At 63.1% G+C, this 21791-nt stretch carries 21 protein-coding genes; 14 read left to right on the top strand and 7 right to left on the bottom strand.

All coding sequences use genetic code 11. From position 1 onward, the window contains the following. Positions 1 to 44: 44 nt before the first annotated feature. Complete coding sequence (phnX, locus tag VGG47_RS10940; RefSeq protein WP_331538393.1) at positions 45 to 866, bottom strand: phosphonoacetaldehyde hydrolase; 822 nt, start codon at positions 864 to 866, stop codon at positions 45 to 47. Between the two features lie 138 nt (positions 867 to 1004). On the opposite strand from phnX, the gene VGG47_RS10935 reads away from it, so the two are divergent. Continuing rightward, positions 1005 to 1313: a putative quinol monooxygenase gene (locus VGG47_RS10935; protein ID WP_331538391.1), complete on the top strand. Its 309-nt coding sequence runs from the start codon at positions 1005 to 1007 to the stop codon at positions 1311 to 1313. 141 nt (positions 1314 to 1454) lie between these two features. Here the strand turns inward: VGG47_RS10935 and VGG47_RS10930 are convergent, their stop codons facing one another. After that, the gene (locus VGG47_RS10930) at positions 1455 to 2075 is read right to left on the bottom strand and encodes a DapH/DapD/GlmU-related protein (protein ID WP_408841934.1); all 621 of its coding nucleotides are present in this window, start codon (positions 2073 to 2075) and stop codon (positions 1455 to 1457) included. 321 nt (positions 2076 to 2396) lie between these two features. Here VGG47_RS10930 and VGG47_RS10925 point away from each other — a divergent pair, with 321 nt between their 5' ends. Further along, positions 2397 to 4700 (top strand): adenosylcobalamin-dependent ribonucleoside-diphosphate reductase, encoded by a 2304-nt coding sequence (locus VGG47_RS10925; RefSeq protein ID WP_331538387.1) that lies wholly within the window; start codon positions 2397 to 2399, stop codon positions 4698 to 4700. A 138-nt stretch (positions 4701 to 4838) separates the two neighbouring features. Here VGG47_RS10925 and VGG47_RS10920 read toward each other — a convergent pair whose 3' ends face one another. After that, positions 4839 to 5774, bottom strand: a complete 936-nt coding sequence (locus VGG47_RS10920) for an MYG1 family protein (RefSeq protein ID WP_331538386.1) — start codon at positions 5772 to 5774, stop codon at positions 4839 to 4841. A gap of 246 nt (positions 5775 to 6020) precedes the next feature. Here VGG47_RS10920 and VGG47_RS10915 point away from each other — a divergent pair, with 246 nt between their 5' ends. Together VGG47_RS10915 and bfr are read left to right on the top strand one after the other, a co-directional pair. Beyond that, positions 6021 to 6644, top strand: coding sequence for a glutathione S-transferase family protein (locus tag VGG47_RS10915; protein WP_331538384.1), 624 nt, complete (start codon positions 6021 to 6023; stop codon positions 6642 to 6644). Between the two features lie 228 nt (positions 6645 to 6872). Then, positions 6873 to 7355: a bacterioferritin gene (gene bfr / locus VGG47_RS10910; RefSeq protein ID WP_331538382.1), complete on the top strand. Its 483-nt coding sequence runs from the start codon at positions 6873 to 6875 to the stop codon at positions 7353 to 7355. Positions 7356 to 7509: 154 nt separating this feature from the next. On the opposite strand, the gene VGG47_RS10905 is transcribed toward bfr, so the two are convergent. The 3 genes from VGG47_RS10905 to VGG47_RS10895 all read right to left on the bottom strand — a co-directional run bounded on the left by VGG47_RS10905 (position 7510) and on the right by VGG47_RS10895 (position 10401). Further along, on the bottom strand, positions 7510 to 8250 hold the full coding sequence (locus VGG47_RS10905) for an SDR family NAD(P)-dependent oxidoreductase (protein ID WP_331538380.1): 741 nt from the start codon (positions 8248 to 8250) through the stop codon (positions 7510 to 7512). A 196-nt stretch (positions 8251 to 8446) separates the two neighbouring features. Continuing rightward, the gene (locus VGG47_RS10900; RefSeq protein WP_331538378.1) at positions 8447 to 10069 is read right to left on the bottom strand and encodes a GMC family oxidoreductase; all 1623 of its coding nucleotides are present in this window, start codon (positions 10067 to 10069) and stop codon (positions 8447 to 8449) included. Positions 10070 to 10128: 59 nt separating this feature from the next. Beyond that, complete coding sequence (locus VGG47_RS10895) at positions 10129 to 10401, bottom strand: hypothetical protein (protein WP_331538376.1); 273 nt, start codon at positions 10399 to 10401, stop codon at positions 10129 to 10131. Between the two features lie 54 nt (positions 10402 to 10455). On the opposite strand from VGG47_RS10895, the gene VGG47_RS10890 reads away from it, so the two are divergent. The 9 genes from VGG47_RS10890 (at position 10456) to VGG47_RS10850 (ending at position 17756) form a co-directional block, all read left to right on the top strand. Then, the gene (locus tag VGG47_RS10890; RefSeq protein WP_331538374.1) at positions 10456 to 10677 is read left to right on the top strand and encodes a hypothetical protein; all 222 of its coding nucleotides are present in this window, start codon (positions 10456 to 10458) and stop codon (positions 10675 to 10677) included. Continuing rightward, positions 10674 to 12698 carry an FUSC family protein gene (locus VGG47_RS10885; RefSeq protein ID WP_331538372.1) on the top strand — a complete coding sequence of 675 codons (2025 nt, stop codon included), beginning with the start codon at positions 10674 to 10676 and terminating at the stop codon, positions 12696 to 12698. The genes VGG47_RS10890 and VGG47_RS10885 overlap by 4 nt, the downstream gene beginning before the upstream one ends. Then, entirely contained in the window at positions 12695 to 12925 is a 231-nt protein-coding gene (locus tag VGG47_RS10880) for a DUF1656 domain-containing protein (RefSeq protein ID WP_331538370.1), read from the top strand. Before VGG47_RS10885 ends, VGG47_RS10880 begins: the two co-directional genes overlap by 4 nt. Further along, on the top strand, positions 12907 to 13884 hold the full coding sequence (locus tag VGG47_RS10875; protein WP_331538369.1) for a biotin/lipoyl-binding protein: 978 nt from the start codon (positions 12907 to 12909) through the stop codon (positions 13882 to 13884). The genes VGG47_RS10880 and VGG47_RS10875 overlap by 19 nt, the downstream gene beginning before the upstream one ends. Positions 13885 to 14128: 244 nt before the next feature. Beyond that, on the top strand, positions 14129 to 14851 hold the full coding sequence (gene minC, locus VGG47_RS10870) for a septum site-determining protein MinC (protein WP_331538367.1): 723 nt from the start codon (positions 14129 to 14131) through the stop codon (positions 14849 to 14851). A gap of 35 nt (positions 14852 to 14886) precedes the next feature. Next, the gene (gene minD / locus VGG47_RS10865) at positions 14887 to 15705 is read left to right on the top strand and encodes a septum site-determining protein MinD (protein ID WP_331538365.1); all 819 of its coding nucleotides are present in this window, start codon (positions 14887 to 14889) and stop codon (positions 15703 to 15705) included. Continuing rightward, on the top strand, positions 15702 to 15962 hold the full coding sequence (minE, locus tag VGG47_RS10860) for a cell division topological specificity factor MinE (protein ID WP_331538363.1): 261 nt from the start codon (positions 15702 to 15704) through the stop codon (positions 15960 to 15962). The genes minD and minE overlap by 4 nt, the downstream gene beginning before the upstream one ends. Before the next feature lie 59 nt (positions 15963 to 16021). Then, a complete protein-coding gene (locus tag VGG47_RS10855) occupies positions 16022 to 16522 on the top strand; it encodes a DUF3617 domain-containing protein (RefSeq protein ID WP_331538361.1) in 501 nt (166 codons plus the stop codon). A 19-nt stretch (positions 16523 to 16541) separates the two neighbouring features. Continuing rightward, positions 16542 to 17756, top strand: a complete 1215-nt coding sequence (locus VGG47_RS10850) for an AmpG family muropeptide MFS transporter (RefSeq protein ID WP_408841909.1) — start codon at positions 16542 to 16544, stop codon at positions 17754 to 17756. Between the two features lie 144 nt (positions 17757 to 17900). Here the strand turns inward: VGG47_RS10850 and VGG47_RS10845 are convergent, their stop codons facing one another. Further along, a complete protein-coding gene (locus VGG47_RS10845; protein WP_331538359.1) occupies positions 17901 to 18671 on the bottom strand; it encodes an MOSC domain-containing protein in 771 nt (256 codons plus the stop codon). A gap of 114 nt (positions 18672 to 18785) precedes the next feature. Between VGG47_RS10845 and clpB the strand changes: the two genes are divergently transcribed. Continuing rightward, positions 18786 to 21365, top strand: a complete 2580-nt coding sequence (gene clpB, locus VGG47_RS10840) for an ATP-dependent chaperone ClpB (RefSeq protein WP_331538357.1) — start codon at positions 18786 to 18788, stop codon at positions 21363 to 21365. Positions 21366 to 21791: the final 426 nt, after the last annotated feature.

Here is a 21791-nt window from a genome sequence, read left to right as displayed (position 1 = left end):
AAGTTTTTTTGCTACTTGTTGTTCACAAAAAGTAGCCTTGCTTCCTAGGCGTGGCCGGGGCGTTTGCCCGCTTTGAGGGCGGCGGAAATCCCTTCGATGGCGCCGGGCAGGTCGGCCACCGAGTCGATGACGATGTCCGCGCCGGCGGCGAGCATGGCGGCGCTGGCCTGCTCGCGTAGCGCGTTGCGTTCCGCCTCGGGCAGGGCGGCCAGTTCTTCCGCCGAGAGGCCGACCATATTGCCCGAGAGGGTGACGCCCACCGTCCATGTGCCGGCGGCCACACCCTCGCCGATGCCGGGCAGGGTGTCGTCCACCTTCACCACCGTTTGCGCCGGCCAGATGCCCATCTGCGCCATGGCGTGCCACATCATCAGCGGGCTCGGCCGGCCGGCGGCCAGGTCGCCCGCGCAGACGACGATTTCCGGGGCGAAGCCGCGCGCGGCGGCAAGCGGCATTAGCGCCTCCATGATCGGCCGCGTGTAGCCGGTGGTGGAGCCGATGCGCAGGCCGCGCGCCTTGAGCTGCGCGAGGGTCTCGAGCGCGCCGGGGATGAAATCCGCATGATCGCGGACCGAGGCGATGTTCATCGGCTCGAACACCTCGAATATGGCATCGATATCCGCTTCGCCGAAGGGACGGCCGAATTTTTGCTCCCAGGCCGCGGCGACGGCGGGTGCCTGGCCAACCATGCGGATGTGATCGCGTTTGGCCATGCCCATCGGCCCGCGCGCGTCGGCGATGGTGATGGTCACGCCAAAGGTGGCGAAGGCTTTGACGAAGGCGCCCATGGGCGCCCGGCTGCCATGGTCGACCATCGTGCCGGCCCAGTCGAAGATCACCGCTTGCAGGGCGGGTTGGTCGCTCATGTGCTGTTCCTTTGGTTTCGCGCGGCCGGTCTCAAAGCGTAGTTCATGCTGTGAGGCAAGCTGGACGACCGGCGCCGGTCGTTGGCCGGTTGTCCTGCGGCAGGCGCTGCAATAGGCTCGCTACAACCATAGGAGTTAATGACAATGATCCATGTGCTCGCCTTTATCACCACGAAGCCCGGAAAACGCGCCGAGGTGCTGGCCGCGTTCCATAAAAACATCCCCAACGTGCATGCCGAAGCCGGCTGCATCGAATATGGTCCCGTGGTCGATGCCGAGGGGCTTGGCCAGGTGGCGTTCGGCCCGGACACGTTCGTGGTCGTGGAGAAATGGGAAAGCGCCGAGGCGCTGAGCGCGCATGCCAAAGCGCCGCACATGGCGGCCTATGCGGCTTCGGTGAGCGACATGATCGAGAAGCGCGCGGTGCACGTGCTGCGCCCGGCGTAAGTAAGTAGCCGCTTTTTGAAAAAAGCGGCGCAAAAACTTCTTTTGTGCTGGGCCATGGGCTGTGTCAGCGACAACGCCCATGGCCAGAAGTAATAAAGTTTTTTTGCTGCTTTCTGTTCACAAAAAGTAGTCTTCCTTTCTTTACGCTTCCCACCGCGCGCAGAACGCTTCGATGTCCGGTGTCTGGAAATCGGCGAGGCGCTGCATGATCGTCTCGAACGGCCAGTCCCACCAGGCGATGCGTGCGAGCCTTGCGGCGATGTCGCGGGAGAAGCGCTCGCGGATCGGCTTGGCCGGCACGCCGCCGACGATGGTGTAGGGTGCCACATCCTTGGCGACGACGGCGCCCGCCGCCAGCACCGCGCCGTCGCCGACGGTGACGCCCGGCAGAACGGTCACGGCATGGCCGATCCACACATCATGGCCGATGCGCACGCGATCGTCCCGGCGCGCGGCGAAAAATGTCGTGTCGCGGGGGGCCGAGCTGTAATAGTCCGGGCAGTAGGTGAAGCGGTGCAGTGAGGGCCGGTCGATCGGATGGTTCGGCGCGCCGATCCGCACCCGTGCGGCGATGGCGCAGAATTTACCGATCTCGGCATCGGCGACGATGCAGTCCGGACCAAGATAAGAGAAGTCGCCGAGCGATGCGTGCTCGACATGGGAGCGCTCCAGAACCTCGCAATGCACCCCGATGACAGCCTCGCGCAAGGAGACGCTGGGGTCGATGATGGTTTCCGCGATTTTCGGCCGGCTCTGGTTCATCATGAACGTCCTTCAGTTCTGCCGGCCCCATAAAGCGGTGGCTGCGGGACGCCAAGGGGAGGCATGAAAACGTCATATGTCTGCAGACGCCGGAAACGCGGCTTAACCGCCGACGGCGCGGCTGGGTGTCATGGAAATTTCTTCATTTAGTGTGCAGTTGCGAACACTAACACAAAATGTTGTAATTTTTGGGCCGGAAAGGCATAAAAGGAGCGAATCGAAATCTTCTCCTTCCTATGCCATAAGCGAGCTTTTCCGGCGGGCAGGTAAGTGCGGATCGCCCAGGGCCGCCCCTCCGGCGGGTCAAGAAACAGGATAGGTATGATGAACGTGATTGCCGAACGGCCCAAAATTCCTGCCCATGAACGGATCGCCTCGATCTCGCGGCAGATCTGGGCGGACAAATACCGCCTGAAGCAGGCCGACGGCACGCCGATCGATCGCACCGTCGAGGATAGCTGGCGCCGGATCGCCCGCGCGCTGGCCGCCGTCGAGGCGCAGCCGGAGCTGTGGGAAGAGCGGTTTTACGCCGCCCTGGAGGATTTCAAGTTTCTGCCGGCCGGCCGGATCATCGCCGGCGCGGGGACTGACCGGCGCGTCACCTTGTTCAACTGCTTCGTCATGGGCGACATCGAGGACGATCTCGGCGAGATTTTCGCGCATCTGCGCGAGGCCGCGCTGACCATGCAGCAGGGCGGGGGCATCGGCTACGATTTCTCCACCATCCGGCCGAAAGGCGCGGTGGTGAAGGGGGTGAGCGCCGATGCTTCCGGCCCGCTCTCGTTCATGGATGTGTGGGACGCGATGTGCCGCACCATCATGTCGGCCGGGGCGCGGCGCGGCGCGATGATGGCGACGATGCGCTGCGACCATCCCGATATCGAGGCGTTCATCGCCGCCAAGCGCGAGCCCGGGCGGCTGCGCAACTTCAATCTGTCGGTGCTGGTGACCGATGCGTTCATGACGGCGGTCGAGGCCGATGCCGACTGGCCCCTGGTGTTCGGCGGCGTCACCTACCGCACGCTACGCGCCCGCGCGCTGTGGGACAGCATCATGCGCGCGACCTACGACTATGCCGAACCGGGCGTGTTGTTCATCGACCGCATCAACAACCGCAACAACCTGTATTATTGCGAGACCATCCATTCGACCAATCCCTGCGCCGAGCAGCCGCTGCCGCCCTATGGCGCCTGCCTGTTGGGCTCGATCAACCTGGCGACGCTGGTGCGCGAGCCGTTCACGCCCGCCGCCCATGTCGACGAAACGGCGCTTGAGGAACTGGTCGCGGTCGCGGTGCGCATGATGGACAACACCATCGACGCTTCCGGCTTCCCGCTCGAGGCGCAGCACCAGGAGGCGATGGCCAAGCGCCGGATCGGGCTGGGCCTGACCGGCCTCGCCGATGCGCTGATGATGGTGGGGCTGCGCTATGGGTCGGAAGCGGCGGAGCAGGCGGCGGAACGCTGGGCGCGGCAGGTGAATCGCGCGGCCTATATGGCCTCGGCGCGGATCGCCGCGGAGAAGGGCGCGTTTCCGCTCTTCGACGCCGAGCCGTATCTCGCCGGTCAGACGGTGCGCGAGCTCGATGCCGAGGTGCGCGCGCTGATCGGCGAACACGGCATCCGCAACGCGCTGCTGACCTCGATCGCGCCGACCGGCACGATCTCGCTGCTGGCCGATAACGTCTCCTCAGGCGTCGAGCCGGTCTTTGCGCATAGTTTCGTCCGCAAGGTCACCGAGCCGGACGGGTCGAAGCGGGAGGAGCTGGTCGAGGATTATGCGGTGCGGGCCTACCGCCGGAGATTCGGCGCGGATGCGCCGCTGCCGGATCATTTCGTGACCGCGCAGACCCTGACCCCGGCCGAGCATATCCGCATGCAGGCGGCGCTGCAGCGCCATGTCGACAGCGCGATTTCGAAAACCGTGAACGTGCCCGAGGACATCAGCTTCGAGGCGTTCCAGGAAGTTTATCGTGAGGCCTACGCCCAAGGCTGCAAGGGCTGCACCACCTATCGGCCGAACGCGATCACCGGTTCGGTTCTGTCGGTCACGCCCGCGCCGGCGAATGACGCGGAGGCGGTGGCCGCGGCCACTTCGGTGCCGGTGGAGCCGAACCATGCGCCGATGCCGCGCCCGGCCAAGCTCACCGGCAGCACCTACAAGCTGCGTTGGCTGGACGCCAAGCACGCTCTGTACGTCACCATCAACGACATCGAGGAAGCCGGGCAACGGCGGCCGTTCGAGGTGTTCATCTCCTCGGCGAATATGGAGCATTTCGCTTGGGTGGTGGCGCTGACCCGGATGATCTCGGCGGTATTCCGCCGCGGCGGCGAGGTGGCGTTCGTCGCCGAGGAGCTGAAGGGCATCTTTGATCCGCGTGGCGGGCAGTGGAGCAACGGGCGGTACGTGCCGTCGCTAATCGCCGCCCTCGGCGGCATCATCGAGCAGCACATGATCGAGACCGGGTTCCTGGTCGTTGAAGGGCAGGGGCCGCACCAAGCCCACAGCCCCGCGCCGGCCGCCGGCACGCTCGGCATGCTCTGCCCCGAATGCGCGCAGCCGGGGGTGACAAAGGAGGGCGCCTGCCTGACCTGCCACCAGTGCGGCTGGTCCAAGTGTAGCTAAGGGAAGACTACTTTTTGTGAACAAAAAGTAGCAAAAAAACTTTATTAATCTGGGTCATGGGCGTTGTCGGCGACAACGCCCATGACCCAGCAGAGCAAAAATTTTTGCGCCGCTTTTTTCAAAAAGCGGCTGCTTTCTTTAGGCGGCTTCAATCGCCTTTTGCGCCAGCGCAATCGCCCCGGCTTGTGACTTCGCGCCACCGACAAAGCGCCGGACATGCACGAACACCGCATCGGCCACGCCGCTGGCGGCGGCCAGCGCCTCGGCCTGCAACCCGGCCCAGGCTTCCGGCAGCGGCAGGCGCTGCGCGAACGAACCCGGTTCCGGTGGCATGGTATCGACCATCCAGTTGCCGTTCGAGGCCGGAGAGACCGCGAACAGCACGGGCAGTTCGTGGCTGAAAATCACATTCTTCCAGGGCATGCCGCGCGCCAGGACGAGAATCCGCGGGTCGGCGCCGGCCTGATGCGCGGCAAGCACCTCCGCCTCGGCCTGGAGCCGTGACCGCAACAAGTCGACCTTGCGGCGCAGCACGCCTTCCGCGAAATCCGTCGCCTCGAGGAAGGCGGCGTCGCCGGCGGTCGGGCCGTTCGCTTCCGGGCTGTCCCAGCTTGGGTTGAAGTCGCCGATGAGTGCCGCGAGGGCGAGGGAGTCGCGCTTCACCGGGCCCTCGACGGACACGCCGTTATCGACCTCGTCGATCCGCTTGACCAGACCGTTATCGAGCTCCGCCGCGATTGCCGCAGCCAAGGGGGCGTCCGCCTCATTCAGTAGCGTGGCGATGGCGCGGGCGCCGTAAACCTGCCAGATCAGCCCGGCGGATGAAAAAGGCGTGCCGTCGGCCCGTGTGGGGGCCCCCGGCTGGTGATGGTCGAAACGGTTCGCGCTCACGTCGTACACGCTGCCCACATCCCAGACGATGTCGCCGCTCTCGATTAGCTCAGGCTTGCGGGTACGATGCAAAATATGGTCGCGGCCCAGCGCCAGGCGCAGCACGGCATAGGCGAACACCTCGTCGCAATGGAACTTCCCGCTATGGGTGACGAGGGTAGGCAGCGTCTGGCTGGGCGTCATGAAAAGTCCGATCAAAGCTGGCTTTGCCGGGGGCGTGAATGAAGGCCATTCCCGTCGGCCCGAAAAGGTCGCCGTTCCTTTAGCGGCGGGGCCAAGGGCCGCGCAAGCATAGCGGGAAGTCGTCCAATCATGGCGAGACGTGGCTTGAACCTTGCCGGATGCACTTTATGTGCAGTGCACAAATCCCCGCGCCGGTCACCGGCGCGGGGATTTGTGAGAACGCCGATCTTAAGGACAGGACTAATCATGAAGGTTTATGAGTATAAAGGGTTCCCCAATCCCGCCCGCGTGCGCATCGCGCTCGCCGAGAAAGGGATCCTGGACAAGGCCGAGTTCATCCAGGTCGATGTGCTCGGCGGTGAGCATCGCCAGCCGGCCTTCCTGGTGAAGAACCCGACCGCGGCGGTTCCGGTTCTGGAACTCGACGACGGCACCTGCATTTCGGAATGCACCGCGATCACCGAGTATCTCGACAATCTCGATGGCAAGCCGAGCCTGACCGGCCGCACCGCCCGCGAGCGCGGCATCGTGCACATGATGCAGCGCCGCGCCGAAGCCGGCCTGCTGGATGCCATCGTCACCTATCTGCACCACGCCACGCCGGGCCTGGGCCCGGATATCGAGATCTACCAGAACAAGGAATGGGGCGAGTACCAGCGCAAGCGCGCCATCGAGGGGGCGCGTTACCTCGACAGCGTGCTGGCCAAGCAGCCGTACCTGGCGGGCGATTTCTTCTCGATGGCCGACATCACCGCGTTCGCGGGGCTGAACGTGTTTGATTTCCTCAAGGTGGAAGTGCCGGCCGATCTGGCGCATCTGAAGGCCTGGCGCGCCCGTATCGCCGAGCGCGCGAGCGTCAAGGCGGCCTGAGCCCAAGCAAAGGGAAGCTACTTTTTGTGAACAAAAAGTAGCAAAAAAACTTTGCTCATCTGGGTCGTGGGCGTTGTCGCTGACGACGCCCACAGCCCAGCGGAGCATAAAAGTTTGTATGGCGGCTTTCCTCTCTCGGAGCATAGCGCGCCAAACAATGCTTGACGGATGAGCGGTCCAGGAGGAATGTTTTTATAAACAAGACTTGCGCGTCAGGAGTGCTTCCGCATGAAGGGCGATACAAAAGTCATAGAATATCTCAACGACGCGTTGCGCCATGAGCTTACGGCAATCAATCAATACTGGCTTCATTACCGGATTCTCGACAATTGGGGCGTTAATGCGCTCGCTGCCAAGTGGCGCGAAGAAGCGATTGAAGAAATGCATCACGCCGACAAGCTGATCGACCGCATCATTTTCCTTGACGGCTTTCCGAACATGCAGACGCTCGATGCCTTGCATATCGGAAAAAACCCCAAGGAGGTCGTCGAGAATGACCTTCAGGCCGAAAACACCGCCCGGACTCTTTATCTGGAGGCCGCGACTCATTGCCACGGAGTCAAGGATTACGCGACACGCGACCTGTTCGAGAGCCTGATCCAGGACGAGGAAGCCCATATCGACTTTCTCGAGACGCAGCTCGACCTCATCGGCCGGCTCGGGCTTGAGCTGTATACGCAGCATCATATCGGCAAGCCGGAAAAAACCTAGGGAAGAGAAGGAAGGCTACTTTTTGTGAACAAAGAGTAGCAAAAAAACTTTATTCATGCTGGGCCATGGGCGTTGTCCCCGACAGCGCCCATGGCCCAGCATCGCCAAAAGTTTTTGCGCCGCTTTTTTCAAAAAGCGGCCGCTTGCCTTACTTTCAATAGGTGGCGCGGCCGCCGGAAATGTCGAACACCGCGCCGGTGGAGAAGGAGCATTCCTCGCTGCACAGCCAGGTTACGAGGGCGGCGACCTCCGGCACCAGGCCGAAGCGTTTCATCGGAATTTTCGACAGCATGAAGGCGATCTGTGCTTCGGTCATTTGCTCGAAGAGCGGCGTCGCGACGGCGGCCGGGGTGATGCAGTTCACGCGGATTTCCGTTTCCGCCAGTTCCTTGCCGAGGGACTTGGTCAGGCCGATCACCGCTGCCTTGGAGGTGCTGTAGGCGGAGGCGTTCGGATTGCCCTCCTTGCCGGCGATGGAGGCGATGTTGACGATGCGGCCGTATCCGGTGCGCCGCATATGCGCAATGACGGCGCGGTTGCAGTAATAAACCCCGTTCACGTTGATTTCGATCACCTGCTGCCAGGCTTCGATCGGATAGTCCCAGGCCGGGACGTTGGGGCCGGTGATGCCGGCGCTGGCGACGAGAATGGCAATGCCGTCCAGCGCCCGCGCGGTCGCGTCGGCGGCGTCCGCCACCGCCTGCGGATCAGTCACGTCCAGCTGCACGCTGTGATGGGCCTTGAGCTCTGCCGCGACATCTCCCACGGCGGGGTTGGCGTCCCACAGGCTCACCCGCGCTCCTTCGGCCAGCAGCCGCTCGGCGATCCCCCGCCCGATGCCTGACGCGCCGCCGGTGACAATCGCGGTCCGACCCGAGAATCTTGTTGTGTTCATCGTTATTTTTTCTCCCTTTTGGAATGTTTTTAGTCTGTTCAAGGCGGGTTTTTTAAGCAGCCGCTTTTTGAAAAAAGCGGCGCAAAAACTTTTGCTACGCTGGGTCATGGGCGGTGTCGGCGACAACGCCCATGACCCAGCATCAATAAAGTTTTTTTGCTTCTTTTTGTTCACAAAAAGAAGTCTTCCTTTCACTCTAATTGCCGTGCGCGTCGGCCAGAATCATGTCCGCCGCTTTTTCTCCGATCATGATGATCGAGGCGTTGGCATTGGCGGAGATGAGACGTGGCATGATCGAACCGTCGACGACACGGATGGCCTCGGCGCCTTGCAGTTTCAGTGCCGGCGATACGACCGCGCCGGAATTCGGGCCCATCGCGCACGTGCCGGTGGGGTGATAAATGGTGCTGCCGCGGGCGCGGCAATAGGCGAGCAGGTCGTCATCGCCGGTGATGCCGGCTCCGGGCTCGTATTCCTCGAGCAGATAATCCGCCATGGAAGGCGCGTTCACGATGCCGCGCAGGATGCGCAAGCTGTCTACGTTGACGCGCCTGTCGGCTTCTGCGGACAGATAATTCATGCGGATCTCAGGGGGGATTGCAGGATCAGCGCTTTTGATGCGGATGCTGCCGCGGCTCTCGGGGCGCAGCTGGCAGACCGAGGCGGTGAAGCCGGAGAAGCGATGCAGCGCATCGCCCATCTTGTCGGTGCTGAAGGGAATGAAATGAACCTCGCAATCGGGCGTTTCATAACGCGGATCTGTTTTAAAAAAAGCCGTGGCATATCCTGCGGCGGTGGTCAGCGCGCCGCGGCGGTGAAACAGGTATTCAAGGCCGGCGGCGACGCGGCGGCCGAGATGGTGATAGTCGTCGTTCACGGTGACTTTCTGGCGGCATTTGAAAACCATGCGCACCTGCAAATGGTCCTGCAGGTTGTTGCCGACGCCTGGGGCATTTTCAATCACCGGAATGCCGTGCTGTTGCAGCAGATCGGCTGGCCCCCAGCCTGAGAGTTGCAGGAGCTGCGGCGAGTTGATGGCGCCGCCTGAAAGAATCACTTCACGCGCGGCACGAGCCGCGGTGACTTGCCCCGCATGGCTGAACTGTACGCCGACGGCGCGTTTGCCCTCGAACAGGATTTTTTGCGCCAGCGCGTTCGTGATCACAGTCAGGTTGGGACGTTTCATGGCGGGATGCAGGAACGCCACGGCGGCGCTGCAACGGCGACCGTTACGCGACGTTATCGGAAAATAGCCGACGCCCTCCTGCTCGCCGGCGTTGAACTCCTCACGCTGCGGCAGGCCGGTCTCGACACCGGCTTGAATGAACGCGTCGCATAACGGGTGCCGGTGCGGGTAGGAGACCGCGAGGCCGCCGCCGGTGCCGTGAAAGCCGTTGGCGCCCTGCACGTGATCCTCGGATTTCTTGAAATAGGGCAGCACGTCGTCGAACGACCACCCGGCATTGCCGAGTTGGCGCCAAAGATCCCAATCCTGCCGCTGGCCGCGCAAATAGATGAGGCCGTTGATCGAGCTCGAGCCTCCCAGCACCTTACCACGGGGCTGAAAAATGCGACGGTTGTTCAGCTCCGGCTCGGGTTCGGTCTCGTACATCCAATTGACCCGCCGGTCCTTGAACAGTTTTCCATAGCCGATGGGGATGTGGATCCACATGTTGGTATCGGGACCGCCGGCTTCGAGCAGGAGCACGCGGTACTTGCCGGACTCCGTCAGCCGGTTGGCGAGCACGCAGCCGGCCGAACCGGCGCCGACGATGATGTAGTCGAAAATGGCACTATGCTCGGGGCCCTTCCTGGGCATGAACAATCCTCCCTCTTTATCTTTCTATGCCGCTGACCGCGGGCTTGAGCGCGTTGAGCTTAATGGCAGATGGTGGGGAGCGATAGGCTTTTTGCACGGAAGAAGAAAAATTTCTTGAAAGGAGGGAAGTGGCCGTTTTTTGAAAAAAGCGGCGCAAAAACTTTTGTTATGCTGGGCCACGGGCGTTGTCGGGGACAACGCCCATGGCCCAGATTCATAAAGTTTTTTTGCTTCTTTTTGTTCACAAAAAGAAGCCTTCGCTTTCCTTGCCTGAGCAGGTTCCAACGCTTACCAGAACCGCTGCGTAATGACGTTTCGTACGCTACCAGCATGTGAACCATGCTTGAATTGCAGGCCAAATGCAGACTGATAGGCGCTATGAGCGCATGATGCCGACGAAAGCGATGGGCGCTCAGACGCTTTTTAAAATCTTATGCTGCGTCGGCCCTCTGCACAGTTTTTTTGATCGTCGATTGATTAAGAGAAATCCTTTATCTTCGGAAAGCGGAATTGGCGCTGACCGAGTGTTTTGCCAAGATCGTTTTGCATCAGGCAAATCAATCGAACGTAAAATATTTTCTATCGCGCCGAGAATGACCTGGGCATGAACGTGGCGATCCGCCTGCCGCGTCGCGCGGCGCTAGCGTTGACCTCGCCCGGCTTTTTGTTTGGCGTGCGGTTGTGGGCTTCTGTCTGCCTGGCATTGTTCATCGCCTTCAAGCTGGAACTCGACGACGCCTATTGGGCCGGCATGAGTGCCGCCGTGGTTTGTCAGCCGCGCCTCGGGGCCTCGTTGCGCAAAGGCTATTTCCGCATGGTCGGCACGGTGGTCGGCGCTGTCGCCGTCGTGGTTCTCGCCGGGCTGTTTCCGCAGCAGCGTCTGTGGTTTCTGCTGGGCCTTGCGGTATGGGGCGGGGCTTGTGGATTTGCCTCAAGACTATTGCGGAATTTCGCCTCGTATGCGGCGGCGCTGGCGGGGTATACCGCAGTCATTGTCGCGGCGGGTGAGATCGGCGTTACGGGAGGCTTTAACGGCGATGCATTCACCATCGCCGTTACGCGCGCGACGGAGATCTGCATCGGCATCGCCAGTGCCGGCGTGGTGCTGGCGGGCACTGATTTCGGTGGCGCGCGGCAGCGCCTGGCCACCCAGCTGGCCGGTCTTACCCAGGAAATTTCCAGGCATTTTCTGGGTGCATTTTTGTTGGCGGGACCCGGCGAGGCGGAGGCGCGGATGATAAGGCGGGAGCTGACCCGGCGTGTCATCGCGCTGGATGTCACGGTCGATGAGGTGATGGGGGAGTCGTCGGATCTGCGCCCGCATTCGCCACGTCTTGAACGCGCCACCAGCGGGTTGCTCTCGACGCTCTCCGCATGGCGCGTGGTCGCCCGCCATCTTGAAGTGCTGCCCCCGGAACAAAGCGAGCGCGCGGCCGCGCTGATCCGGGACGTAATTCCCCCGGAGATGTTCGCGGCGGCGCACCCCAACTATGCCGGAATTTGGCGTGCCGATCCGGTGCGGTTGCGCAGATCCTGCCTGGTGGGCGCAAAGGCGCAGTTGAAGGGGGCGGCTGAGACCGCCTCGCAACGCCTGCTGTCGGATTGGACAGCCGAGGCGTTTCTGGGGTTGGACCAGGCCTTGAACGGCCTCGCGCTGCTGGCTGTGCCGCGCCAGTCGCGCCCAAGTCCCGGATGGTTGCACTTGCGTGTTCCTGACCTGTTGCCTTGTTTCGTCAGTGGGCTGCGGGTGTTTGTCACATTGGCGGCGATCGAATTTTTATGGGGGCTCAACGCCTGGCCGGGCGGCCCGCAGGCGATGGTGTTCGGGGCGATCTCGGTATTGCTGTTTTCGCCACGGGGAGACCAGGTGGGGCCCGCCGCCGACGGATTTGCCATCGGCACGATCCTGGCAGCCCTTTACGCCGGCGCCGCCAATTTTCTGATGCTGCCGCATATGACGGGATTTGGCGGTCTCTGCCTGGTTTTGGCGCTGTTTCTGGTGCCGGCCGGCTGGTGCATGGCGCGGCTGCGCAACACCGCGCTGTTCGCCGGCATGGTCTTGACGTCCCTGCCCCTGCTCGGCGTCGCCAACGCCATGTCTTACGATGCCACGATTTTTTTCAACAACGTCGTCAGCATTGTCGGTGGCACGATCATCGCCACGGTGGCGTGCCGGCTTGTGCCGCCGGTGCCGCCTGCGGTGCGTGTGCGCCGGCTGCTGTCTCTCACCTTGCACGATCTGCGCCGGCTGGCGGTGCTGCCGGCGCCCAGCCCGGGGCGGTGGGAGCGGCGCGTTTTCCATCGCCTGTACGTGTTGCCGGATCTGGCCGAACCGGTGCAGCGCGCGCAGCTGTTGGCGGCCCTGGCGGTGGGCAAGGAGATCATCCGGCTACGCCGCGCCGCGCCGCGCTTTGGCTTGCAAGCCGAGCTGGAGACGGCCCTCGCCGCGTTTATCGACGGCAAACCAAAGCTCGCGATCGACCGTCTGGCGGTGCTCGACCGCCGCGTCGGGGTGATGGCGGTGGAACGTCCGGGAGAAGCATCCCTCAAGGCGCGGGCCAGCATTCTGGCGATTTCCGAGGCGCTGACCCAGCATGGTGGGTTTTTTACGCAAGGAGCACGGCCGTGAGCTTCACCGAGATCAACCTGTTCGGCGTGTATGTCGCGCCCATGGCGCCGATGCTCGGCGCCTCGTGGCTCATCGTCGTCATCCTGCGCCGGATCGCCGACCGCTTCAGCCTGCTCCGCTACGTCTGGCATCCGGGGCTGTTCATCTTCGCCGTCTACATGATCGTGCTGTCGTCGATGGTTTTGTTTGTTGCTTCCCGAGGGGGTTCATGGCCGCGTCTCACTTGAAAATCGATCCAACGCCGGCGAGCGATGCTGCGTCTGAGCATCTGCGCCGCATGCTGGATGTCGAGCCGCAACCCCGGCACAGGGCGATCCTGCCCGTGCTCATCACCCTGATCGCAGTGCTCCTTGCGGCGCCGCTGACCTGGGCGATGTGGTACGCCTATATGGAAGGGCCATGGACCCGCGATGGCACGGTGCGGGCCTATGTCGATCAGTTGGCGCCGGAAGTCGCCGGGATCATCGTCGCTCTGCCGGTGCACGACAATCAGTATGTGCATAAAGGCCAGCTGCTCATGGTGATCGACCCCAGGGATTATGAGATCGCGGTCAAGCTGGCCCAGGCGGTGGTGCAGCAGGATCAGGCAGATCTCGTGAACCTGCAGCGCGAGGCGGCGCGGCGCCAGAATTTGAGCAACCAGGCCGTGCCGGTGGAACAGAAGCAGAGCGCCGACACCGCGGTGCTGGTGGCCGAAGCGACCTTGCAGCAGGCGCAGGTCCAGCTGGATCTGGCGCAAATCAATCTCGAGCGGACGCAGATACGCTCCCCGGCCAATGGCTGGGTGACGCACCTGGAGGCCCAGTTGGGGGACTATGCCAAGGTGGGCGCCTCCCAGCTCGCGGTGGTCGACGCCGATTCCTACTGGGTCGACGGGTATTTCGAGGAGACGAGTCTGCACGCGATCCAAGTAGGCGACCCGGCCAAGGTCAAGCTGCTCGGCTACCGCCAAGTGCTCAGCGGGCATGTGGCGAGCATCGCCCGGGCGATCGGTGTGCCGAATGCACAGCCCAATCGACTGGGGCTCGCCACGGTCAACCCGATTTTCACCTGGGTGCGGTTGGCGCAGCGTGTGCCGGTGCGGATTCAACTCGATCATGTGCCGCCCGGGATCCAGCTGGTGGCCGGCATGACCACGACGGTCGAGGTCGATCCGCCGGCGTCGAAGAAAGTGGCCGCTTTTTGAAAAAAGCGGCGCAAAAACTTCTTTTATGCTGGGCCATGGGCTATGTCAGCGACAAAGCCCGTGGCCCAGCATAGCAAAGTTTTTTTGCTTCTTTTTGTTCACAAAAAGAAGTCTTCCTTTGCGCCTCCTACGCTTCAAAGCGCGGCGAATGTCATTGACACCACGGAGCCGCTCCAGCTAGGCCTCGGGAGTGTCGACCGAAACGCTAAAACTGCCCAAAGTTCTGATTCGGGGCCGTAGTTTCATGGCTTTGATCGTCGCCCCTGAGGCGCCGCTCGAACCCTGGCTGGCGGCGTTGGACGAGCAGATGCTGCGTTCCGCGGGTTTTTTTGTCGACCGGCCGATCATCGTCAACCTGGCAGCGATTGATGACGGGAGCCAGAATCTGGGCGAAGTGCTCGATGCATTGGCCTCACGGGATCTGCGCATCGTTGGGCTGGAGGGGATCGACCCCGTACGTCTGTCCGGGACCGGGTGGGAGCGCCTGCCGAAACTGCAGCAAGGCCGCGAGATGCGGGCGCAGGCGACGACGGACCGGGAAATTGTTGTGCCGGGCGCTTCCGAGCCAGAAGAAGCGGCCGAGGCCGTCGCTGAAAAACCGGTGGAAGCTGCCGTGGCGGAAGAACCGCCGGCGAGGCTGCCCTCACTGCTGATCGACCGGCCGGTCCGCTCGGGCCAGTCGGTTGTCTTCGAGGACGGAGATATCATCGTCGTCGGTTCGGTCTCCTCCGGCGCCGAATTGATTGCCGGGGGCTCGATCCATGTCTACGGTTCCCTGAGGGGCCGGGCGATTGCCGGGATTCGCACCGGGGGGGCGGCACGGATTTTTTGCCAGAAGCTGATGGCTGAACTGATCGCCATCGACGGGATCTATGATATGGCCGAGCATTGGGGAGACAAACGCCATGGCCGCGCGGTACAGATCCAGCTCGACACAGATAGTCTGAAAATTTCGCCGCTCGAATAGGGCGTTCCGTACATCACGCGGGAAGAGGAGAGAGAATGTCTAAAGTATTGGTGGTGACGTCCGGAAAAGGGGGCGTTGGGAAAACCACGAGTTCGGCCTCGCTGGGGGCGGCGCTGGCGAAGGCCGGGCAGAACGTGGTGATCATCGATTTCGATGTCGGCCTGCGCAATCTCGATCTGGTCATGGGCGCTGAGCGCCGCGTGGTGTTCGATCTGGTGAACGTGGTGCAGGGCGACGCCAAGCTGGCCCAGGCGCTGATCCGCGACAAGCGGATCGAGACGCTCTCGATCCTGCCGGCCTCCCAGACCCGCGACAAGGATGCGCTGACGGAAGAGGGCGTGGAGCGGGTCATCACCGAATTGCGTAAAAAATTCGACTGGATCATCTGCGATAGCCCGGCGGGGATCGAGAAGGGCGCGATGATGGCGATGCGCTTCGCCGATATCGCGGTGGTCGTCACCAACCCGGAAATCTCTTCGGTGCGCGACTCCGACCGCATCATCGGCATGCTGGACTCCAAGACGCTCCAGGCCGAGAATGGCGATAAGCTGGAAAAACACCTGCTGCTCACCCGCTACGACCCGGCCCGCGCCGCACGCGGCGAGATGCTGAAGGTGGAGGACGTGCTGGAAATTCTGGCGATTCCGCTGCTCGGCATCGTGCCGGAAGGCCAGGAAGTTCTGACTGCCTCGAACATGGGCTGCCCGGTGACGCTGAACAATCCGGATTCAGCCCCGGCCCGTGCCTATGTCGAGGCGGCGCGCCGGCTGCTTGGCGAGAAGGTCGAGGTCACGACGCCGATCGAGCGCCGCGGGTTGATGAGCCGGATCTTCGGACGGAAGGCGATGGCATGAGCATTTTCGACCTTTTTATGCGCAAGCGTTCGGCGCCGGTGGCGCGCGAGCGCCTGCAATTGCTGCTGGCGCACGAACGTGTGCTCAACGGTCGCGCCGATCTGGCGGCGGTGCTGCAGGAGGAAATCCTGGCCGTCATCGCCAAGCATATCGCGATCGACCGCGACAAGGTGAACGTGAAACTGGACCGTGGTAGCCAGGTGTCGACATTGGAGATCGACATCGAAATGCCGGAGAATGTCAGCGTACGGAACTGAGTGCGTGGTCGTGCGGCGTCAGAGGTGAGCCGCGCCTGAAGACGCCGGGGAGCAGAAAAATGCGGAGCAGAATCTGGCTGGCGGTTTTGGGATCGCTCATGGCGCAGGCGGCCGGTGCGGCGACCTTGCCAGCGCGGGCACCGGGATTGTGGCAGAGCGTCTCCACCGTGCGCGGCCCGGACGGGAAGGTTTTGCCCAATGCCGACAATGTCGTGACCGTCAGCTGTGTCGATGCTGACAATGACGCGAAATTTTTCACCAGCGGCGAGAGTGCCTGTACGGATCTGCGCATTTCCGGTGCCGGGCAGCATTTTGCCATCAACGGCGCCTGCCGGGGCCAGGGACAGTACATGACGATCCACGAAACCCTGTTCTATGCGAGCCCCCAGGACGTGCAGCTGCAGGCGCAGCTGAAACTCCCGTCCGGCCCGATCACTATCGCGGCACAGCTGCGATGGCAGGGCGCCTGCCTGCCGGGCATGATGCCGGGCGACGAGGGCAACATCGTCAACGGCACGTTCAGCAAGGCCGACAATATCAACGATCCGGCCAACCAGTAGCAGGATGAAGCAACTTGGCTTGATGACGGCCCTGGGCTTTGCCTCCGGCCTGCCGCTGGCGCTGTCGGGCTTTACGCTGTCGATGTGGCTGACCTCGGCGCATCTGGCGCTGGGCGTGATCGGGCTGACGGCGAATATCGGCCTCGCCTACACGCTGAAATTTTTGTGGGCGCCGGTTTTTGACGAGGTGCCGCCATTGTGGCTGGGGCGGCGGCGCGGCTGGCTGCTGACCGTGCAGGTGCTGCTGGTCGCCGGCATCGCGGCGCTGGCGCTGTCCAACCCGGTGGGGCATGCCGGACTGACGCTGGCGATCGGCGCGGTGGTGGCGTTCGTCTCGGCCAGCCAGGACATTCTGATCGACGCCTGGCGGATCGAGAGTTTTGCACCGCGCCGGCAGGGCGCGGCGCTGGCCGCTTATATCTGGGGCTATCGCGGGGCGATGCTGGTCTCGGGTGCGGGCGTCATCGCCCTTTCGGCGCGGACCGGTTGGCATGTGGCGATTCTGCTGGTGGCCTGCCTGGCGCTCATCGGCCCCCTGGCGACGCTTTTGGCGGCGGAGCCGGAAGTGACGCGGCAGAGCGGGCCGGCGGGATTTGCCGCCCGCTTTACCGCCGCGGTGCGCGTGCCGCTCGCGGAATTCCTGTCGCGGCGGGGGGCGGTGGTGGTGATCGCCTTCATCGTCTCGTTCCGCCTGGGTGAGGCGCTGGCGGGCGGCATGCTCGCCCCGTATTACACGTCGCTCGGCTTCAACAGGGCGGCGATCGCGGTGGCGAATGGCCCGGTCTCGTTGCTCGCGACCCTGGCCGGTGCTGCTTTGGGCGGGGTTTTGGTGGCGCGCCTCGGCGTCGGGCGGGCCCTGCTGGTCACCGCCTTGTTCCAGACCGTGGCCTTGCTGATGTATCCGGCGCTTGGGCTGTTTCCCGGGCATCCCGCCATGCTGGTGGCAACCTCGGTCGTGGAGTCCTTCGCCGGCGCGCTCGCCTATGCCGGGTTCCTGACCTACCTCTCCGGGCTGTGCAATCCGGAATACACGGCGACGCAATACGCGCTGCTGTCCTCGCTCTCGCCGCTCGCTCTGCACACAATCGGCGGCCTGTCCGGGGTGATGGCGGCGGGCCTGGGCTTTATTCCGTTCTTCATCGCCACCAGTTTCGCGGCCTTGCCGGCAATGGCGCTGATGCTGGTGATCCTGAAATTCTATCCGCCCGGCGAGCGCCGGGTGGCGGAGATTTAGGAAGGGAAGGCTACTTTTTGTGAACAAAAAGTAGCAAAAAAACTTTATTAATTTGGGCCATGGGCGTTGTCGCCGACAACGCCCATGGCCCAGCATAAAAGAAGTTTTTGCGCCGCTTTTTTCAAAAAGCGGCTACTTTCTTTTTCAATCGAGCAGGGTGATTTCATCCCCTGGCTTGATCTCGCCACCCTGAACAACCTCGGCGAACACGCCGAGTTCGATATGGCCGAAATGCTGTTGCAGTTCCTTGACCGGGTTGGCGTCGCGCTCTGCCGTGTCGGGGTTCACCGTGGTGGCGGCGCAGCGGTCGATTGTCTCCTGCACTTGCATGACCGTCTCGCCGACGCGAAGGCGCCGTCCCATCCAGGCGAATTCGGCCCAGGGTTCGATATCTTCGATATAGATGTTGGCGCGGAAGCGCCTTTTGTCCCGCGGGGCCTCGGCGGCCGCCTCCAACGCGGCCAGCGAGCCCAGGCCGATGAGGCTGATCACCTGCGTTTTGTGGTCGCAGAAGCTGTGGTTCGGGAAATGATGAAAGCGCGGGGCTTTGCCGTCCGCGCCATAACGCGCTTCCGCGCCCAGATAGTCCGTCAGGAACGAGGTCAGCGCGTCCTGGCCGGCCGCGGTGAGAGGGTCCGCGTTCAGGCGCTGTCCCTCCGGCGTGGTTATGGCCAGAATCCCGGTCGCCTCGTCGAAGCGGCTGCTCAGCCCGGCGACTTTGGCGTTGCGCGCCAGGCACATGAAATGCGTTTTTTTCACCCAGGCCGGGTTCTTCGGGTCGAATGCGGCATCGCCCTGCGCCAGGGAGAAAGCGCGGTCCCAGGGCAGGCAGCGGCCCGGCGTGAGGCGGGCGCGGTTCAGCTGCTCCGGCGTCAGGCCCTTCACGGGATAGCGGTACAGGGAGTCTATATGCATTACGTCCTAACCTCTTGAGGCAAATCATGGCCTCGCCCATATCGGGTTGGCAAGCTTTGGCCGTTGCCTAGTGAGGGGCGGTCGGGGCGGTTGCCTGAGAACGAGGAACCAGACATGGATTTTGAGAAGTTTACGGAACGGGCCCGTGGTTTTGTGCAGGCAGCGCAGACCATTGCCGTGCGCGAATATAATCAGCAGATCACGCCCGAGCATCTGCTGAAGGCGTTCCTGGACGATGAGGAGGGCGCCGCCAGCGGGCTGATCCGCATGGCGGGTGGCGACTCGGCCGGCGCAAAACTGGCGGTGGACGCGGCGGTGGCGCGCATCCCCAAAGTGCAGGGGGCCGGGGCCGGCCAGCCGATGATCACGCCGGACCTGGTGCGGGTGCTCGATGCGGCACAGCAAGGTGCTGCCAAGGCGGGCGACGAGTATGTGGCGCAGGACCGGCTGCTGGTGGCGCTCGCCGCCAGCGACACGCCGGCGGGACGGGCCCTGAAGACCGCGGGGGCCACGCCCAAGGCGCTCGAGCAGGCGGTGAACGAGTTGCGCAAGGGCCGCAAGGTGGACAGCGCCACCGCGGAACAGCAGTTCGACGCGCTAAAAAAATACGCACGCGACGTGACGCAGCTGGCCCGCGACCAGAAGCTCGACCCGGTGATCGGCCGTGACGAGGAGATCCGCCGCACCATCCAGGTGCTGGCGCGGCGGACCAAGAACAATCCGGTGCTGATCGGCGAGCCCGGCGTGGGCAAGACCGCCATCGTCGAAGGGCTGGCGCTGCGCATCGCCAATGGCGACGTGCCGGAATCGCTGAAGAACAAGCGGGTCCTGGCGCTTGACCTGGGCGCGCTGGTGGCCGGTGCGAAATTCCGCGGCGAGTTCGAAGAACGGCTGAAAGCCGTGCTCAAGGAGATCGAGAGCGCGCAAGGCGAGGTGATTCTGTTCATCGATGAGATGCACACGCTGATCGGCGCCGGCAAGGCGGACGGGGCGATGGACGCTTCCAACCTGCTGAAGCCGGAGCTGGCGCGCGGCGCGCTGCATTGCGTCGGTGCCACCACGCTGGATGAGTATCGCAAGCATGTGGAGAAGGACGCGGCTTTGGCCCGGCGCTTCCAGCCGGTTTATGTGGCCGAGCCGAGTGTCGCCGACACGATTTCGATCCTGCGCGGCATCAAGGAGAAATACGAGCTGCATCACGGCGTGAGGATTACCGATGCCGCGCTGGTCGCGGCCGCGACCTTGTCGAATCGCTACATCACAGATCGCTTCTTGCCCGATAAGGCGATCGACCTGGTGGATGAGGCGGGGTCGCGCCTGCGCATGCAGGTGGACAGCAAGCCGGAAGAGCTGGACGAGCTGGACCGCCGGCTGATCCAGCTGAAGATCGAACGCGAGGCGCTGCGCAAAGAGGATGATCCGGCTTCCGCCGAGCGGTTGGCGAAGCTGGAGCTGGAGCTGGCCGGGCTGGAGGAGAAATCCAACACGCTGACCGCGAAATGGATGGCGGAAAAAGACCAGCTGACCGAGACGCAGAGACTGAAGGAACAGCTCGACCAGGCGCGCAATGATGTCGAGCTGGCGCAGCGCAAGGGTGACCTCGCCCGAGCCTCGGAACTGCTCTACGGCAAAATTCCAGAGCTGGAGAAGAAACTCTCGGTGCACAGCGATGAGCGGATGGTCGATGACGCGGTGACCGAGGAGAGCATCGCCGCCATTGTCTCACGCTGGACCGGTGTGCCGGTGGAAAAGATGCTGGAGGGCGAGCGGGCGAAGCTGCTGCAGATGGAGGATAATCTGCGGCAGCGCGTGGTTGGCCAGGAGGCGGCGTTGCTGGCGGTCTCCAACGCCGTGCGGCGGGCGCGGGCGGGTCTGCACGACCCAAGCCGGCCGATCGGCAGTTTCCTGTTCCTCGGCCCGACCGGCGTGGGCAAGACCGAGCTGACGAAGGCGTTGGCGGAGTTCTTGTTCGACGATGAGCGGGCGATGGTGCGCATCGACATGAGCGAGTTCATGGAGAAGCACGCCGTCTCCCGCCTGATCGGCGCGCCGCCGGGCTATGTGGGCTATGATGAGGGCGGCGTGCTGACCGAGGCCGTTCGCCGCAGGCCCTATCAGGTGATCCTGTTCGATGAGGTCGAGAAGGCCCATGAGGATGTCTTCAACATCCTGCTCCAGGTGCTCGATGACGGGCGGCTGACCGACGGGCAGGGGCGGACGGTGGATTTCCGCAACACGATCATCGTGCTGACCTCGAATCTGGGCAGCGACATTCTGGCAGCGCAGGCCGAGGGCGAGGATGTGCGTATGGCAGAGGCGGCGGTAATGGCGCGGGTGCGCGAGCATTTCCGGCCGGAATTCTTGAACCGGCTGGACGAGATCGTGCTGTTCCGCCGCCTGCAGCGGGCCGACATGGCGACCATTGTGTCGATCCAGCTGAAGCATCTGGAACGTTTGCTGGCCGATCGGAACATTCGCATCGCCTTGGATGAAAGCGCGAGAGCCTGGTTGGCGGAGGCGGGGTATGATCCGGTCTACGGCGCCCGGCCGTTGAAACGCGTCATCCAGCGCAACCTGCAGAATCCGCTGGCCGGGCTCATTCTGGAGGGGGCGGTGAAGGATGGTGACACCGTCCAGGTGACGGCATCCGACGCGGGCTTGGTCATTGACGGACATTTGGCGGAGGCGGCGTAAGCGCCTGTTGCCAAGGTAACCCTTGAGGATTTTGAGGGGATGGGCGGCCGGCCATGCGATGGACGCATGGCCGGCTTGCCGGCGAAGAAAATCCTTTGCGCCGGGTTGATTGGTTGCTGTGGCCTGGATTTCTAACAAAAAACGGCTCTCTCATCAGCGGATGAGCCGTCGTTGACAGTGTGGGTTGGTGGGCTGTAGAAGGCGCTCCACGCTTTGAGCGTCGGCTGCTTTGAGGTACCGGAAACGGTGCCTTTTTAATTGGCTGATGGTTGGGGCGGACGGAATTGCTGTTTGACAATTGAATAGGCTGGGAAGGGATACGTTGGTGGCGTTTCCGGTTTTGCGGGGTGACCTGTGGGGCTGGTTTCGGGATCTGGGCTTTGGTTTGGGTTTCGGGATGTTGATGATGGTCTGGTTGAGGTTTGG

Origin of the sequence: Acidocella sp., assembly GCF_036489515.1 — a bacterium.
Taxonomy (GTDB): Bacteria; Pseudomonadota; Alphaproteobacteria; order Acetobacterales; family Acetobacteraceae; genus Acidocella.
The sequence above is the reverse complement of the archived record's forward strand: the minus strand, read 5'-3'. Positions and strand labels throughout refer to the sequence as shown.

What these genes read in the sequence shown, in the direction of transcription:
- phnX (WP_331538393.1), bottom strand. Translation starts at nt 866, where the DNA reads ATGAGCGACCAACCCGCCCTGCAAGCGGTGATCTTCGACTGGGCCGGC.
- VGG47_RS10935 (WP_331538391.1), top strand. Translation starts at nt 1,005, where the DNA reads ATGACAATGATCCATGTGCTCGCCTTTATCACCACGAAGCCCGGAAAA.
- VGG47_RS10930 (WP_408841934.1), bottom strand. Translation starts at nt 2,075, where the DNA reads ATGAACCAGAGCCGGCCGAAAATCGCGGAAACCATCATCGACCCCAGC.
- VGG47_RS10925 (WP_331538387.1), top strand. Translation starts at nt 2,397, where the DNA reads ATGATGAACGTGATTGCCGAACGGCCCAAAATTCCTGCCCATGAACGG.
- VGG47_RS10920 (WP_331538386.1), bottom strand. Translation starts at nt 5,774, where the DNA reads ATGACGCCCAGCCAGACGCTGCCTACCCTCGTCACCCATAGCGGGAAG.
- VGG47_RS10915 (WP_331538384.1), top strand. Translation starts at nt 6,021, where the DNA reads ATGAAGGTTTATGAGTATAAAGGGTTCCCCAATCCCGCCCGCGTGCGC.
- bfr (WP_331538382.1), top strand. Translation starts at nt 6,873, where the DNA reads ATGAAGGGCGATACAAAAGTCATAGAATATCTCAACGACGCGTTGCGC.
- VGG47_RS10905 (WP_331538380.1), bottom strand. Translation starts at nt 8,250, where the DNA reads ATGAACACAACAAGATTCTCGGGTCGGACCGCGATTGTCACCGGCGGC.
- VGG47_RS10900 (WP_331538378.1), bottom strand. Translation starts at nt 10,069, where the DNA reads ATGCCCAGGAAGGGCCCCGAGCATAGTGCCATTTTCGACTACATCATC.
- VGG47_RS10895 (WP_331538376.1), bottom strand. Translation starts at nt 10,401, where the DNA reads ATGCTGGTAGCGTACGAAACGTCATTACGCAGCGGTTCTGGTAAGCGT.
- VGG47_RS10890 (WP_331538374.1), top strand. Translation starts at nt 10,456, where the DNA reads ATGATGCCGACGAAAGCGATGGGCGCTCAGACGCTTTTTAAAATCTTA.
- VGG47_RS10885 (WP_331538372.1), top strand. Translation starts at nt 10,674, where the DNA reads ATGAACGTGGCGATCCGCCTGCCGCGTCGCGCGGCGCTAGCGTTGACC.
- VGG47_RS10875 (WP_331538369.1), top strand. Translation starts at nt 12,907, where the DNA reads ATGGCCGCGTCTCACTTGAAAATCGATCCAACGCCGGCGAGCGATGCT.
- minC (WP_331538367.1), top strand. Translation starts at nt 14,129, where the DNA reads ATGGCTTTGATCGTCGCCCCTGAGGCGCCGCTCGAACCCTGGCTGGCG.
- minD (WP_331538365.1), top strand. Translation starts at nt 14,887, where the DNA reads ATGTCTAAAGTATTGGTGGTGACGTCCGGAAAAGGGGGCGTTGGGAAA.
- minE (WP_331538363.1), top strand. Translation starts at nt 15,702, where the DNA reads ATGAGCATTTTCGACCTTTTTATGCGCAAGCGTTCGGCGCCGGTGGCG.
- VGG47_RS10855 (WP_331538361.1), top strand. Translation starts at nt 16,022, where the DNA reads ATGCGGAGCAGAATCTGGCTGGCGGTTTTGGGATCGCTCATGGCGCAG.
- VGG47_RS10845 (WP_331538359.1), bottom strand. Translation starts at nt 18,671, where the DNA reads ATGCATATAGACTCCCTGTACCGCTATCCCGTGAAGGGCCTGACGCCG.
- clpB (WP_331538357.1), top strand. Translation starts at nt 18,786, where the DNA reads ATGGATTTTGAGAAGTTTACGGAACGGGCCCGTGGTTTTGTGCAGGCA.